The sequence below is a fragment of the Bacillus sp. CCNWLW194 genome, assembly GCF_037120585.1.
Lineage (GTDB): Bacteria > Bacillota > Bacilli > Bacillales > Bacillaceae_G > Bacillus_A > Bacillus_A basilensis.
In genome coordinates this window covers 205,672-217,313 of record NZ_JBBBBL010000004.1, presented here as the reverse complement: position 1 = coordinate 217,313, position 11,642 = coordinate 205,672, and the positions used below count along the sequence as shown (strand labels likewise).

The following is an 11,642-nucleotide window of genomic DNA, read 5'->3' as shown; positions in this document are numbered from 1 at the left end:
TACCGACCTTATTTTTTCACAACTAAGAATTTGTAATCATCAAAATATGTAGAGTCATCTACCACAATTAGATTAAAGAATTTTAAAATTTTATCTAATGAAGTATGACATTCGTCCCACATATTCGTATTGCTAATAATCGCTTGTTCTGTTTGCCCAACTACGATTGAATAAATTTCAGATAGACCTTGCTTTAGAATGGAAATATCACCTTCAATATCTCTTCCATCGTCTTCTAATTCACGAATTCGTTCAATTTCATCTTGTACGATTTTATAATCAAAGATACTTGCAGTGTTATATTCATAACTTGCAATATGTCCGTTTTTATTCCCTTGATGAGTATAAATTCTAAAAATATCGTTATCAGAATCCAATTCAACTACGGTGGCAAGCTTTCCATTAATCATGACTCTGATACATGGATACGCATCATCATTTACTGCCATTGCTGAGATTTCACCTTTTGCTGTTTTAATTACTATTGTCTTTTGAATTGCTGTCATTTTCTTTTCCTCCAATATTAATTCATTCTAAATACCTGTTTTATCGTTTCATTTATTATATGTATCTATTATTCAGTAATCTTTCCTCTTAACTTAATACATTCTCTAACCAGACTTGCAAAGGCATCTAAGGAATAGTTAAATCCATTCATTTCAGAAAGAAGTTTGCGAAATTCAGCATCCTTCATACACTCTTCATCCAAATCTAACAAGACCTTATTTAATTGATTTAATAATAAAATTTGTTTCGCTTTCACTGTAAACCCTCCATTAATATAATTGATTTCAATACCTGTTTTATAAATTCAATTATTATATGTATATACAAAGTAATTTATCTATGCAAAAGAAAAAGACTATAGATATCTCTATAGTCCAGTCCTACTTATAATGATTTAATAAAATCTAAATTATTTTTTATGAATGAGATTGTTTTCATTTTTACTTTCCAATCTTTTTCATCTTTTAATCTTTCAAGAAGTTCTCTATCTATAGATGATAGACTTGATGCTTCAAAATTAAACTCATAGAAATCTAATTCATTCGGTTCGTTATTGTCCTTTATATACCAACCACCAAAATGTTTCACAATAGATTCTATTACTTCAAAGGAGCACCCACCTTTACTCATATCAATTAAGACTAACTCTCCATTATGACCTGTTTCCTCCACATAGTCCCGATTATTAGTAAAAAATGATAGAACTCTTTTCTCAATCGTTACTTTCTCTGTAAAGTATATTTCAAAATATCTGTCCGTAACATGTTCTACCCTTGCATCATTACAAATGTTTTCTTTTATGTAGTGAAAAACATCCCACACTGAAATATTTTCGTTTAATAAACCTGTTGTACATGCACCCATTGTTATGAGCCTCCTATAATAAATTTTAAAAAAAATCCCTTGTTTCTATAATTCATGTATTATACTGACTCTATTTATCTCTTATTCCACATGTCTCTATGCAAATACAAAAAAGAAGCAATGGATTACACCTTCACTTCTTCCTCTTTCTCTATTCCATCCTTAATCATCTAACTCTACTAATTCACATGTGAAGTCTTCATTAACTTCAAATCCGTAACTTCCTAATAAATCCCCAAGTTTACTTAAGAATTCATCTTTTTCCTCTTCTGAAATAGACTTATTACCTTTATTCAGCAAGCAATTTAATTGAATTCCCATTTGCTTACCATCTGTAATTTCATCCAGTTCATAGTCACTTATTTCTTGTTCTGTTAATGGTCTATCATATGCTATGGACCCGAATCTTCCATAGTCGTCATTTCTATCAATAAAACCTTTCGGCTGACAACTTGGGCTAAAGCCTCTTAATCTATACGCATACCAATATAATGTACTCATTACTTACACCGTCCTAATGAATTTTGTATTTTTATATGTTAAAGTCTACATTTAAAATACCTTCTATTTAATACTTAACCATTTCCTTTAATTTATGTTGATTTACTGCAAAACATCCTCCAAACTCTTTTACAATACCATGAATGATGTCAGGAGCTCCATACCCTCTCATACTAAGGAACACATGTGGACTATTCATTTCTGTGTACTCATAATCTTCCTTATACACTTCATTAAAATATATTTCTCCCGTATATGTTCTGTCCTCTACTTGATATTTAACATCCATTAAACCACTTGTATTCAAAAAAGAAAAACGTCTAATTCTTATAACCTCAGCATATTTCTCTTTAATTGCCTTTAAAATATCATCAAATACTACGGCTTTGTTAACATATCCATTTGAGTTTACATTCATTTACACTCTCTCCCTTTTGATTAGATTCATTGAAACACCTGTTTTTTATATTCATTGCTATTATAGAAATATATTTAATCTCCTATTCAAAAAAGAAGCATTTAAATTATGCTTCTTCATACATTTACTTATTCTCTTTAAAAATCTTGTGTATCATTTCTTGATGATACGCTCGAAACTCTTGTAGTCTTTGATTATATTCCTCTACTAATTTTTTCTTTTCTTCTGTTACCGCAGTATGGGTTGTAATTCGTTTTTTTAACCGTAATGGAGAACGACCTCCATTTGCTTCAATTAGAATTTCTTCCTTTTCAATGAATTCTTTTTCTGAGATTCCAGAATTCGAAGATAGTAAGTGGGAGCCTAATAAGAAGAACTTCTTTGGCGTATCTACTTTCTTTTTAGAAATCCCTAAGTATTCTTTTAAGGCCCTTAAATGTCTTCCTCTTGCTCTAATAATTTTGTTGTAATCCAAGTCCTCTTTTCTCTTATCTATTAAAATCTTATTTACACATTCCTTATCTAAATATATATTTTTTAACTCCAATTCAGAGTTCCATACTGTTTCCCATTTTTGATAACTATGATAACAAGCTCTATTTACATAACCGCCATCTGTTACATCTGATACTATATACATCCCATTCTCTTCATTAATTTTCAAATTTGACATTTTAAAGCACTCCTCCATGTATTTTTATAAAAAAAGAGACGAATTTTCGTCTCTTTTAACCTAATGAAAGGATTTCCTTTGTAACTCCCGCAAATTCTTCTAAATAAATAAAGAAGTCATGCATACAAGAATGTTTATCATTGTAAACATATCCGTATAGTTTCTCAGCTTGAGCTTCATTTAGACCGTAATCTTCTTTTAAGATTTGAACACAGTCATTTTGTAACTTAGCATTTAATCTGCCCTTTTCAGAATTCCATTCCGTTTTACGTTGTTTCAATTGTTCATTTTGTCTCTCTACTTCTTCTCGATTCCATTTTACAGATTTTTCTTCATCAAACACATGGTTTTCTGAAAATTTTCTGTGAGATGGATATTCTTGAAGAGGCTCATAGAACTTATTAACAAACGCATTTGAAATTTCATCAATACAACTATAAGAAATTTCTTTTTCGCTTAGTTTGGTCCAAATAATTTCATGTCCCTTATGACAGAATTCACAATTTCTTAACGTTTCTAATGCACTATCAACTCCACCTTCTTTTGAATTGATTGTACAGTCTACTATGCAAATTCCTATTTTTTCTTTTTTCTCATAAGTGAAATTTGCTAAACGACCTTGAATAAAACCATCTGCATTACAAAACTCGCAATACATCATAGAGTTTACTAAATCATAAGCATCATTCTCTTTTTTTAATCCTTTTACTTTCAATTCAACTACAACTTCATGTTTAGCCATTTTTAATTCTCTCCCTGTCAAATAAATTAGTTAAATACCTGTTTTTTATATTCAAATTATTATACATTCGAAAAATAAGATTTATTCCCTATTGATTTCATTCTAACTCTTTTCTTTTGAAGTATAAGTCGATGCAACTTTTAATTGCTCCAATATTTACATAAAATCCGTGATTTAATGAAACATCAAATGGTGCATCTGTGACTGTTAAAAATCCTTTCCGATTCATTTCATTTGAGGTGATTTTATGAACGTTACACTCAATCCCTCTATATACTAATCTCTCAACGAACTCTTTGCTTCTCATTTTAATTCCACCTTTTTAATCAATTTATAAAAATACCTGTTTTTTCATGTTCTCTTTATTTTAGATTTTGATAATGGGGTTATTCATTCTTCTAAAATTTCATAAAAATAAATGATGAACCAAAATAAAAAAGAGCATTATGCTCTTATTTTTGAAGGGATTGATAAAATCTATTAGCTAAATCATATATATCCGATTTTTTACTAATCGTTCGCATCCACTTTTTTGGAATATTGTTTTCTCCGTAGAATATCCCTGCTAAACCACCAGTTAAAGCTCCGATTGTATCCGTATCCTCTCCTAAATTCACAGCTTTTAATACCGCATCAGAAAAGGTTTCTGTTGTTAATAAGGACCATAAACAAGCTTCTAAAGAGTCTACAACATATCCTGTACTTTTTATCTCATGCTCCTGATACGTATAGATATCCCGTTTTATAATTCGTTCAAAGTGCTTTAATTCTTCTTCACACCCTTTGTTATTGTAATAAGAAATAATAACTTCTTTCATTCCTGCATATGCCTTTTCTCGTGAATGATATTTTATCAATTGAATAGCAAACTCTACATAAATACTACAAGCAATCTTTGAACGGATATGGGCATGGGTGATTCCTGATACTTCTTCTATAATCGGGAATTTTTCTTCATCTTTTTTATCTATTAAATAGTAAGCTAACGGCAATACTCTCATCAACGAACCATTTCCATTATCTTTTTCACCTTGCTCTCCTGCTTCTTCCAAAGCTATCCCTGACTTTATTTTTGAAAGAGCTTTGAATGTTGTTCTCCCAATATCAAATGGCAATTTATCATTGACATTCCAATAGCCAAAGTAATACCAATCACACATCTTTTGTTTTATATCGTTTAAATCATAGCCATGAATTAGACTTTCTGTTAGGCAAAAAGTGAGGGAACTGTCATCTGACCATGTACCTGGTGGTTGATTATGTGTCCCATAACCCGTCATTGTCATTATCTTATTCATTTTATCTCTTGGCTGAAACTCAAAAGGAACACCCAAAGCATCACCTATACAAAATCCTAATAACCCCGATAGAACTACATTTGATTTTAGTTTATTACGATTCACATTAAACATTTTTTGTAGAATGGATTGTTTAATTGTATATAATCTATTATTCATATCGTCACCTCCTTATCACTCTTCATTACCATTCTTTATGTTTATATTAATATTTTCTTTTCTTTTTTATGCTCTGAATCCGATTGAATACCATCCATACAAACTCCGTATAATATTTTGATATTAAAAAACTGGTTCTTATATTAAGAGATATAAAGAGGAGAGATTTATTATGGTGGCAAAAATGTATGATGTTGACGAAGTAGCAAAAATGTGTGAAATAGCTGTAATAGCTACTACATTTGAGAAGTCTGGAAAAATTGATTTTGAAGTTGATGACCTCCATGACTTCTATGAAACAATTGTTGAACCTATTTATACTGAATGGGTAAATCAAACAGGTTCATTCAAAGATGAAGAAGAATCGGTTTATATTACAGCCTATGCAAACAGAGTATTGCTTGAACGATACGGCACAAAGAATTAGGTAGGTTTGAGAATAGTATAAGAGGAATGGATTGCGTCTATATCTTATCTTTTTACACTTCTAAAATAAAAGGATGTGATATAATTTAGAAAACAATTCCTTGAGAAGGTGAAATTATGAAAAAGACTGCTGAAGAAATTATGAATTCTATTGATGAAATGGATAATAGCGAACGGATAAAATTATTAGGTAGTCTATTTGATAAGTATTTTGACAATAGACCACCCAAAGAAGAATTAGAAAAAGAAAAAGAAAAAATGCTTTGGGGAGATAATGATGAAGAATAAACGTGGCGAAATTTGGTTTTTAGAATTAAACGGTAAGAAACGACCAGTTGTGATTATCAGTAATGATAACATCGTTGTTGAATTAGACCGTTTAGTTGCTACTGTAACCAGTCAAGAAGCAAGAAATGAATTTGATGTAGTTCTTGAAAGTTGGGAACAAGCAGGTTTAGATAAACCGTCTGTAGTCAGATGTTCAAAAATAAACACTGTCCATTACAAAGAACTATTGTTCAAAATCGGTAAACTACAAGAGCAGGATTTAGAACGAGTATTAAAAACAATAAGAAGCTATTTTTAGACTTGGATATTATTTATCCAGGTCTTTTTTATTTCATTATAAAAACATTTATTCTCTCATATGATAAGTAAATATTTATAAAACAGGTATTGAAAATCAATGAATTATGAGGAGATGTAGGACATGATTACTTACACACAGGATTATAAGGTTATGAAAGAAAAAGTATCTGGAGATATTTTAAAGCACTTAAAGCATATGGAACATAGAATATTGTATCTAAACAACGATGTACCAATCGCTTATGGAGAAACTACATTTGAAGAAGATGGCTCTGTATACATAGAATATATTCAATGTATAGAAAAGAGAAAAGGCCATGGCAGAGACATTATCAATCATTTTAAAAATCAGGAAACCATTACTGAAATTTGGGGCGAAGCTATCCCTGATGCTGTACCTTTTTGGCATCGAATGGGAGTGAAATTTGAACAATCAGCATTTAATGAATTTATAGAGGAAGATGAATTAGCAGAAGGATTTTTAATTCCTTTTTCGCTGAAATGTAGTTAAAAAAGTATTTATAGTTGATATTACATAAAAGAATCGCAGTAGCGGTTCTTTTTTTTCGTGGAGTAGATAATCAAATAAATGTTTGAAATTACATGGCTTATGTTATAATGTATTTGAGGATTCAATTTGTGAACCTCATAATTTCGAACAAACAACGTATACTAATAAAGCGAGAGTGCTCCAACACTCCCGCTCTTGTAACCAAATTACTTGCAAAGTGGCTTGGTTCATAATTTAATTATTTGTTTCTTTTTTCGAACCATCCTGACTCTTCGACTTGTGCAGGGTGGTTTCTTCTTTATCTGAAGGCTTTTTCAGAATATGTTCAGTAATTGCTCTTGAAACACCACTGGACATACCCTTAATAATAGCTAAGAAGATTTCATCCATATTCATTCACCTCCTTCCTACTTGAAGTAGAAAAGAGTGAACCAATACCACCCTACAATTCGATTCAGTTACCCTTTAATTATACCATATTTTTCATAAAAAACCCTTATTTTACGGGCTTTTTTACATATAAATTTAGTCTATTAACCGTTCCTTTTATAAGTTTTTTATTATGATTTTATATATAAAGAACTCCAGTTAATCTCTTGTTAGAACCTCTCCTACACGCAGAATCCCTAAACTTCCTACAACATCATTTAATTCTTCAATTGATTCGAAGATAATGTTGTTTTCTTTATATACTTCGTACCCCATTACTTCATTTACCGCTTTAATAGATGCATGTAATTTTGAATTAGCTTCTACATTTATAATTTCCCAATCATCATATCTCAGATAAACAATCACAACATATTTATTCATACCTACTCATCCTTTATTTAAATCATTTGATTTTTCTTTCACTTGAAATAGTGCCTTTGCTTCTTCAATTGATTTCCCACACATAGGTTTTTTTGTCTCACCATCCAATAAGTAGTTAGATGTCATAATAGGTATACTATATCCGTCTTCTACCATATGTTGTTCGGATACACATTTATTTGCATGATTATAATAAACTCTGTAGTAGTAATCTTTATATCCATCATCTCTACTGTCCACTTGTTTATATATCAATTCTTCAATAGGTTTTACCCCTTGAGTACTAACAGTTTCCTTTTCTTTTTCTTTGCGATTCGCTTCTTTTGTATCTTCTGAACTACATCCAAATAAAAGGAACGAACAACCTAATAGTAAGGCTAATGATTTGGCACTGAGTTTCATACAATTTCTCCTTTCTAACGCCAATGTGTAAAAACAATTAAGGTAGGCTCTATATCCATATCAAAATGTTCTTTCACATGTTCTTTAATCTCTTTTTTATCCTCCACGTATAACGATTCATTGTATTCAAACATAGATAACCCTTCAAAACCTTCTGGGTCATATGCTAATACTTTACCAACGACAAAGTATTTACCCGTATTTCCATCACTTATATATCGTATTTTAGATGGATGATTCCCGTCTCTATATACCTCATACTTTTCCCAATCCTCTTCATTCTCTTTCTCGTACCCAATGTTAGCTCCAATCATGATGTAATGTGATTGCACACTCATTTTTAAACTACTCCTTTTTCTCTTCAATTGACTTTCTAATTTCTCTACTTTTCCCTCTAATAAACATTCCCGAATTACAAACCATACAGCTATCCCAAACAGTAATCCATTCACAACTACATAAAAAAAGAATCCTTTGATAGTTGAAATGTCTACCCAATTTGGGAAGTTTCTCCCCAAAACAATCTTAAAGAAAGAGAAATAAACTGCCCACCCTAAAAATGAAAGAAATGTATATATTTCATTTATGTCTCTCTCTGCTTCTATGTGGTTTATCTCTGCTTCAATCAAGTTTTTCTCCATTATTTCCTCCTCCCTTCCCCTTCTTCTTCCAATCGTTTTCTCAGCTGATTCCCTAACCTTCTACATGAGAAGGTATTTTCATTGATACTACTTTCATATCCTTTAAATCTATCTATTTGTTTAACGAATTCTCTATTTGCCAAAACATTGTATTCACTAACCATACCTTTATAGCAAATTTCATATAGTTGTAATTGTTGATTTATCCATCTTTCAGCTTTCCTTCTGTTTGAAACGAATTGCAAACAAAAATGGTCATCAATCCCTAAAAAATATACATACATGCCTCATTCATCCTTCATCCATTAAAAGTTATGAAGATAACCTTAGTTCTTAAAGCCATTTACAATCATGATGTTGTAAAATCCTAAAGAATTCTTTCTCAGTTAGTTTTGCATAAATTGTAATGTCATTATCCTTTGGTTCTTCTTTCCATAATCTTACGTCTTCTGTTCGCATTTCAAACTCTTTCAGACTGGTCATACGGATTAGTAAAAGAGTTAATAATTCATACTCTTGATGGGTTTTCACATGAATCTTTGCTTGTTTTAAAACATTTTCATCAAAATTCTCTTCTTTCAAATAAATACTATCAATAATGAGAGAATTCAATTCCGTAGTGTGTAATATTCGTTCCATTCCTAACGAATCATATGCAGGAAAACAGCATCTCTGGTTCCAATCTAACCAATGAATCCAAAAACTTGAGTCTTTGTAGATTACAAGACCTCTCGCAAATGGAAACTGTAAAATATCACCTTCTGTTATTAACGTTCCTCTTTCATCCTTCCGTTCAGAAACATGGAGTAATTTTGCATAAGGAACCTCTACTAATTCAAAGACATTCATAGCTTTATATACCTTTCCATCTAAGCCTATTTGATAAGGTATATCTTTTCTCAAAAAATCCTGGTAATCGTATAATCTATTACTATTTTCATCAAAAATCTTAAACATTTCATCAGTCTCCCCTTCATAAGGTATCTATTTTTTATTATAACAACAATAAATTGTATTTACTATAGTAAATAAAAAAGACATTCATTTCATCATAATCGAAACGAATGTCTTTTCATTTTATTGTGGTAACAGAACTAAGTGAATTCTTTAAGTTCATTTTTAATATTTGTCATTTATAAGCTCTCCCTTTTTATCACGAATTAATTTCATTTGAAATACCTGATTTGTATATTAATAACTTATAATATATAAAAGTATGCTAATCTATGACTAAAAAAAGAGACTTCTCATATATGAGAAGTCCTTTCTATATTTATTACAAATACATCATTATCACTAATTATTTCGGGTCAAAAATAACACAAGAAGAATAATTACCTAAAAGTCTGGCTACATATTCATTACCCTCAATTACAACTGTTTCTCCATTTTTAATTGGAGCGTATTCTCTCATTCTTTTACTATGTAACTTATCATCTTCACTATAATTTGCTTTCATAACAGTAGCATGTTGCATCCCCCATAATACACCATCATCTTCTGTTTTGTATCCTCTACGAAGACTTACGTCCGAAGTAACGCCTTCAACCTTGAATTTATTTTCATTTTTTATAAATGAAGTTTCTGAAACAACTAATGTTCTCATATAAAAATCTCCTTTTTAATTAATTTATTTATATCCATTTATGCAATCTTACTTCTTTTTTCGATTACACTCAATAATCCTTTAATATCTTTATCATAACCTTCCCCTAAACAATTTTCTAATTCTTTCTTGAAATACTTTGAAAAGAAGGGATGATTTAAAATATTCTCTTCTGTTACTTTACCTGAGTAACCAAAAATCTCTAAATTTCTCACGCCATTTTTAATCATTTTTCGTTGTACATCTGTAAACATTTTAAATTCTCCTTTTTAATCAATAATCTTTTATACCTTATTTATATCGAAATCTATTTATTATATAAAAAAAGACGCTACTTTATAGCATCCTATTATTTTGTATTTTGTTTTGTTATGTACATATTTTTTTAAATACTGCATATAAAATATAACATAAAATTATATTATTTTAAAAAGATAATACTTAATTTTATCTGCAACCTCTATATCTGCCATCTTTCTTTAAATTCTCAATCATTTCTTCTTTTGTAGTGGCTTTTTTCTTTTGTATACCTACTTTAGTACAATTCTCAATGAAATCCATATAAAGTTCTATTCCTTTAGCACTTAGATGGTTTATTAAAGTATTATGTAAAAATTCTATTTCACTCTGGTCATACTCGGAAAATCCGCCTTCTTCCGCTAAATCTGATTCCACTTCTACTTCATAAAGCATTCTTTCCAAAACATCTTTTTTATCAGACTTTTTCATTATTCTTTCCACCCTCTTTTTTCTAATTAACTATCCCATCTTCCAAATGACTTAAAAATTCTTTCTTTAAAGAATCTGTTCGTTCACGCTCTTTATTAAAATCCACTTTATTACCAAAGTCTAACATTACTTGGATTTTATCAGAACTCCCTCTATCAACTACTTCTTCAAACATTTTGTACAGTTTTCGTTGAACAGATTTACTTATTTTCTTCATTGCTATCGCTCCTGTTTATATTCAATACCAACTCACCATCTGTTTCAGCTACCCATCCTATTTTTTTACTAATTGCAAGAATACACATCTTAATACCTTCTGTAATTTCCACTGATTTATTTTCTCGTTCCCATTCTTTATAGAATAAGCAAAACAAATCTCTTGTAGCTTGTTTTTTTAAATCCTCTTTTTTATATTTATAATGTATATGTAATTGAAATAGGAGATTGTCTCTTAATTCAGATTCCCAATCTATCTTAGCATCATTCATTATTCCATCCCCCTTAAACATTATTTTTATTGACTATATATAATGAATTATATAGAATTTCAATTAGAAAGTCTACAGAATGATTTAAAAGAAGGTGACGTAAGTGGAGAGCATAGAAGAAATGGAAAAACGGATTATAAACATGTTTAACAACATGACAGATGAAGAGTTTGATAAAGAGTTAACTGAAGCAGGATTCGAGGTTATTAAAGGGGGAAACGGAGAGATTATTTTTACAGATTCCGAAAAGAAAGTTGAAAAATCATAAGAATACAT

The 11,642-nt window shown here is 30.1% G+C and carries 25 protein-coding genes; 5 read left to right on the top strand and 20 right to left on the bottom strand.

What is annotated here, in order from left to right:
* Positions 1–8: 8 nt before the first annotated feature.
* From V7S50_RS10620 to V7S50_RS10580, 9 genes are all read right to left on the bottom strand, one after another.
* Positions 9–506 (bottom strand): hypothetical protein, encoded by a 498-nt coding sequence (locus tag V7S50_RS10620; protein ID WP_336376052.1) that lies wholly within the window; start codon positions 504–506, stop codon positions 9–11.
* A 68-nt stretch (positions 507–574) separates the two neighbouring features.
* Positions 575–763, bottom strand: coding sequence for a hypothetical protein (locus tag V7S50_RS10615; RefSeq protein WP_336376053.1), 189 nt, complete (start codon positions 761–763; stop codon positions 575–577).
* Between the two features lie 128 nt (positions 764–891).
* Positions 892–1,371, bottom strand: coding sequence for a hypothetical protein (locus V7S50_RS10610; RefSeq protein ID WP_061662554.1), 480 nt, complete (start codon positions 1,369–1,371; stop codon positions 892–894).
* A 162-nt stretch (positions 1,372–1,533) separates the two neighbouring features.
* On the bottom strand, positions 1,534–1,872 hold the full coding sequence (locus tag V7S50_RS10605) for a hypothetical protein (protein ID WP_336376054.1): 339 nt from the start codon (positions 1,870–1,872) through the stop codon (positions 1,534–1,536).
* A 67-nt stretch (positions 1,873–1,939) separates the two neighbouring features.
* The gene (locus tag V7S50_RS10600) at positions 1,940–2,290 is read right to left on the bottom strand and encodes a hypothetical protein (protein WP_144536812.1); all 351 of its coding nucleotides are present in this window, start codon (positions 2,288–2,290) and stop codon (positions 1,940–1,942) included.
* A 124-nt stretch (positions 2,291–2,414) separates the two neighbouring features.
* A complete protein-coding gene (locus V7S50_RS10595; protein ID WP_336376055.1) occupies positions 2,415–2,963 on the bottom strand; it encodes a hypothetical protein in 549 nt (182 codons plus the stop codon).
* Positions 2,964–3,018: 55 nt separating this feature from the next.
* Complete coding sequence (locus tag V7S50_RS10590) at positions 3,019–3,705, bottom strand: hypothetical protein (protein ID WP_336376056.1); 687 nt, start codon at positions 3,703–3,705, stop codon at positions 3,019–3,021.
* 97 nt (positions 3,706–3,802) lie between these two features.
* Positions 3,803–4,012 (bottom strand): hypothetical protein, encoded by a 210-nt coding sequence (locus V7S50_RS10585; RefSeq protein ID WP_336376057.1) that lies wholly within the window; start codon positions 4,010–4,012, stop codon positions 3,803–3,805.
* A 145-nt stretch (positions 4,013–4,157) separates the two neighbouring features.
* Positions 4,158–5,162, bottom strand: a complete 1,005-nt coding sequence (locus V7S50_RS10580) for an ADP-ribosylglycohydrolase family protein (RefSeq protein ID WP_336376058.1) — start codon at positions 5,160–5,162, stop codon at positions 4,158–4,160.
* A 172-nt stretch (positions 5,163–5,334) separates the two neighbouring features.
* Here V7S50_RS10580 and V7S50_RS10575 point away from each other — a divergent pair, with 172 nt between their 5' ends.
* The 4 genes from V7S50_RS10575 (at position 5,335) to V7S50_RS10560 (ending at position 6,687) form a co-directional block, all read left to right on the top strand.
* Entirely contained in the window at positions 5,335–5,589 is a 255-nt protein-coding gene (locus V7S50_RS10575; protein ID WP_336376059.1) for a hypothetical protein, read from the top strand.
* A gap of 116 nt (positions 5,590–5,705) precedes the next feature.
* A complete protein-coding gene (locus V7S50_RS10570) occupies positions 5,706–5,876 on the top strand; it encodes a hypothetical protein (protein ID WP_333728382.1) in 171 nt (56 codons plus the stop codon).
* Positions 5,866–6,174, top strand: coding sequence for a type II toxin-antitoxin system PemK/MazF family toxin (locus V7S50_RS10565; RefSeq protein ID WP_000792089.1), 309 nt, complete (start codon positions 5,866–5,868; stop codon positions 6,172–6,174). The genes V7S50_RS10570 and V7S50_RS10565 overlap by 11 nt, the downstream gene beginning before the upstream one ends.
* Positions 6,175–6,297: 123 nt before the next feature.
* A complete protein-coding gene (locus tag V7S50_RS10560; RefSeq protein WP_242306264.1) occupies positions 6,298–6,687 on the top strand; it encodes a hypothetical protein in 390 nt (129 codons plus the stop codon).
* A 234-nt stretch (positions 6,688–6,921) separates the two neighbouring features.
* On the opposite strand, the gene V7S50_RS10555 is transcribed toward V7S50_RS10560, so the two are convergent.
* From V7S50_RS10555 to V7S50_RS10505, 11 genes are all read right to left on the bottom strand, one after another.
* Positions 6,922–7,077, bottom strand: coding sequence for a hypothetical protein (locus V7S50_RS10555; RefSeq protein WP_000343341.1), 156 nt, complete (start codon positions 7,075–7,077; stop codon positions 6,922–6,924).
* 198 nt (positions 7,078–7,275) lie between these two features.
* Positions 7,276–7,500: a hypothetical protein gene (locus tag V7S50_RS10550; RefSeq protein ID WP_242297500.1), complete on the bottom strand. Its 225-nt coding sequence runs from the start codon at positions 7,498–7,500 to the stop codon at positions 7,276–7,278.
* 6 nt (positions 7,501–7,506) lie between these two features.
* On the bottom strand, positions 7,507–7,902 hold the full coding sequence (locus tag V7S50_RS10545; RefSeq protein WP_336376060.1) for a hypothetical protein: 396 nt from the start codon (positions 7,900–7,902) through the stop codon (positions 7,507–7,509).
* A 14-nt stretch (positions 7,903–7,916) separates the two neighbouring features.
* Complete coding sequence (locus tag V7S50_RS10540; RefSeq protein WP_336376061.1) at positions 7,917–8,543, bottom strand: hypothetical protein; 627 nt, start codon at positions 8,541–8,543, stop codon at positions 7,917–7,919.
* Positions 8,543–8,827 carry a hypothetical protein gene (locus V7S50_RS10535; RefSeq protein ID WP_336376062.1) on the bottom strand — a complete coding sequence of 95 codons (285 nt, stop codon included), beginning with the start codon at positions 8,825–8,827 and terminating at the stop codon, positions 8,543–8,545. The genes V7S50_RS10540 and V7S50_RS10535 overlap by 1 nt, the downstream gene beginning before the upstream one ends.
* Before the next feature lie 49 nt (positions 8,828–8,876).
* Entirely contained in the window at positions 8,877–9,500 is a 624-nt protein-coding gene (locus V7S50_RS10530; RefSeq protein WP_336376063.1) for a hypothetical protein, read from the bottom strand.
* A 343-nt stretch (positions 9,501–9,843) separates the two neighbouring features.
* Complete coding sequence (locus V7S50_RS10525) at positions 9,844–10,149, bottom strand: hypothetical protein (protein WP_242297488.1); 306 nt, start codon at positions 10,147–10,149, stop codon at positions 9,844–9,846.
* 38 nt (positions 10,150–10,187) lie between these two features.
* Positions 10,188–10,403, bottom strand: coding sequence for a hypothetical protein (locus tag V7S50_RS10520; protein ID WP_336376064.1), 216 nt, complete (start codon positions 10,401–10,403; stop codon positions 10,188–10,190).
* A gap of 193 nt (positions 10,404–10,596) precedes the next feature.
* Positions 10,597–10,878: a hypothetical protein gene (locus tag V7S50_RS10515; RefSeq protein ID WP_086877322.1), complete on the bottom strand. Its 282-nt coding sequence runs from the start codon at positions 10,876–10,878 to the stop codon at positions 10,597–10,599.
* A gap of 22 nt (positions 10,879–10,900) precedes the next feature.
* Positions 10,901–11,095 carry a hypothetical protein gene (locus tag V7S50_RS10510; protein ID WP_086877325.1) on the bottom strand — a complete coding sequence of 65 codons (195 nt, stop codon included), beginning with the start codon at positions 11,093–11,095 and terminating at the stop codon, positions 10,901–10,903.
* Positions 11,079–11,366, bottom strand: coding sequence for a hypothetical protein (locus V7S50_RS10505; RefSeq protein ID WP_336376065.1), 288 nt, complete (start codon positions 11,364–11,366; stop codon positions 11,079–11,081). The genes V7S50_RS10510 and V7S50_RS10505 overlap by 17 nt, the downstream gene beginning before the upstream one ends.
* Before the next feature lie 103 nt (positions 11,367–11,469).
* Between V7S50_RS10505 and V7S50_RS10500 the strand changes: the two genes are divergently transcribed.
* Entirely contained in the window at positions 11,470–11,634 is a 165-nt protein-coding gene (locus V7S50_RS10500) for a hypothetical protein (protein WP_336376066.1), read from the top strand.
* The last annotated feature ends 8 nt before the right edge of the window (positions 11,635–11,642 follow it).

Coding starts and splice junctions, on each gene's coding strand:
- V7S50_RS10620 (WP_336376052.1), bottom strand. CDS start 506: ATGACAGCAATTCAAAAGACAATAGTAATTAAAACAGCAAAAGGTGAA.
- V7S50_RS10610 (WP_061662554.1), bottom strand. CDS start 1,371: ATGGGTGCATGTACAACAGGTTTATTAAACGAAAATATTTCAGTGTGG.
- V7S50_RS10605 (WP_336376054.1), bottom strand. CDS start 1,872: ATGAGTACATTATATTGGTATGCGTATAGATTAAGAGGCTTTAGCCCA.
- V7S50_RS10600 (WP_144536812.1), bottom strand. CDS start 2,290: ATGAATGTAAACTCAAATGGATATGTTAACAAAGCCGTAGTATTTGAT.
- V7S50_RS10595 (WP_336376055.1), bottom strand. CDS start 2,963: ATGTCAAATTTGAAAATTAATGAAGAGAATGGGATGTATATAGTATCA.
- V7S50_RS10590 (WP_336376056.1), bottom strand. CDS start 3,705: ATGGCTAAACATGAAGTTGTAGTTGAATTGAAAGTAAAAGGATTAAAA.
- V7S50_RS10585 (WP_336376057.1), bottom strand. CDS start 4,012: ATGAGAAGCAAAGAGTTCGTTGAGAGATTAGTATATAGAGGGATTGAG.
- V7S50_RS10580 (WP_336376058.1), bottom strand. CDS start 5,162: ATGAATAATAGATTATATACAATTAAACAATCCATTCTACAAAAAATG.
- V7S50_RS10575 (WP_336376059.1), top strand. CDS start 5,335: ATGGTGGCAAAAATGTATGATGTTGACGAAGTAGCAAAAATGTGTGAA.
- V7S50_RS10570 (WP_333728382.1), top strand. CDS start 5,706: ATGAAAAAGACTGCTGAAGAAATTATGAATTCTATTGATGAAATGGAT.
- V7S50_RS10565 (WP_000792089.1), top strand. CDS start 5,866: ATGAAGAATAAACGTGGCGAAATTTGGTTTTTAGAATTAAACGGTAAG.
- V7S50_RS10560 (WP_242306264.1), top strand. CDS start 6,298: ATGATTACTTACACACAGGATTATAAGGTTATGAAAGAAAAAGTATCT.
- V7S50_RS10555 (WP_000343341.1), bottom strand. CDS start 7,077: ATGGATGAAATCTTCTTAGCTATTATTAAGGGTATGTCCAGTGGTGTT.
- V7S50_RS10550 (WP_242297500.1), bottom strand. CDS start 7,500: ATGAATAAATATGTTGTGATTGTTTATCTGAGATATGATGATTGGGAA.
- V7S50_RS10545 (WP_336376060.1), bottom strand. CDS start 7,902: ATGAAACTCAGTGCCAAATCATTAGCCTTACTATTAGGTTGTTCGTTC.
- V7S50_RS10540 (WP_336376061.1), bottom strand. CDS start 8,543: ATGGAGAAAAACTTGATTGAAGCAGAGATAAACCACATAGAAGCAGAG.
- V7S50_RS10535 (WP_336376062.1), bottom strand. CDS start 8,827: ATGTATGTATATTTTTTAGGGATTGATGACCATTTTTGTTTGCAATTC.
- V7S50_RS10530 (WP_336376063.1), bottom strand. CDS start 9,500: ATGTTTAAGATTTTTGATGAAAATAGTAATAGATTATACGATTACCAG.
- V7S50_RS10525 (WP_242297488.1), bottom strand. CDS start 10,149: ATGAGAACATTAGTTGTTTCAGAAACTTCATTTATAAAAAATGAAAAT.
- V7S50_RS10520 (WP_336376064.1), bottom strand. CDS start 10,403: ATGTTTACAGATGTACAACGAAAAATGATTAAAAATGGCGTGAGAAAT.
- V7S50_RS10515 (WP_086877322.1), bottom strand. CDS start 10,878: ATGAAAAAGTCTGATAAAAAAGATGTTTTGGAAAGAATGCTTTATGAA.
- V7S50_RS10510 (WP_086877325.1), bottom strand. CDS start 11,095: ATGAAGAAAATAAGTAAATCTGTTCAACGAAAACTGTACAAAATGTTT.
- V7S50_RS10505 (WP_336376065.1), bottom strand. CDS start 11,366: ATGAATGATGCTAAGATAGATTGGGAATCTGAATTAAGAGACAATCTC.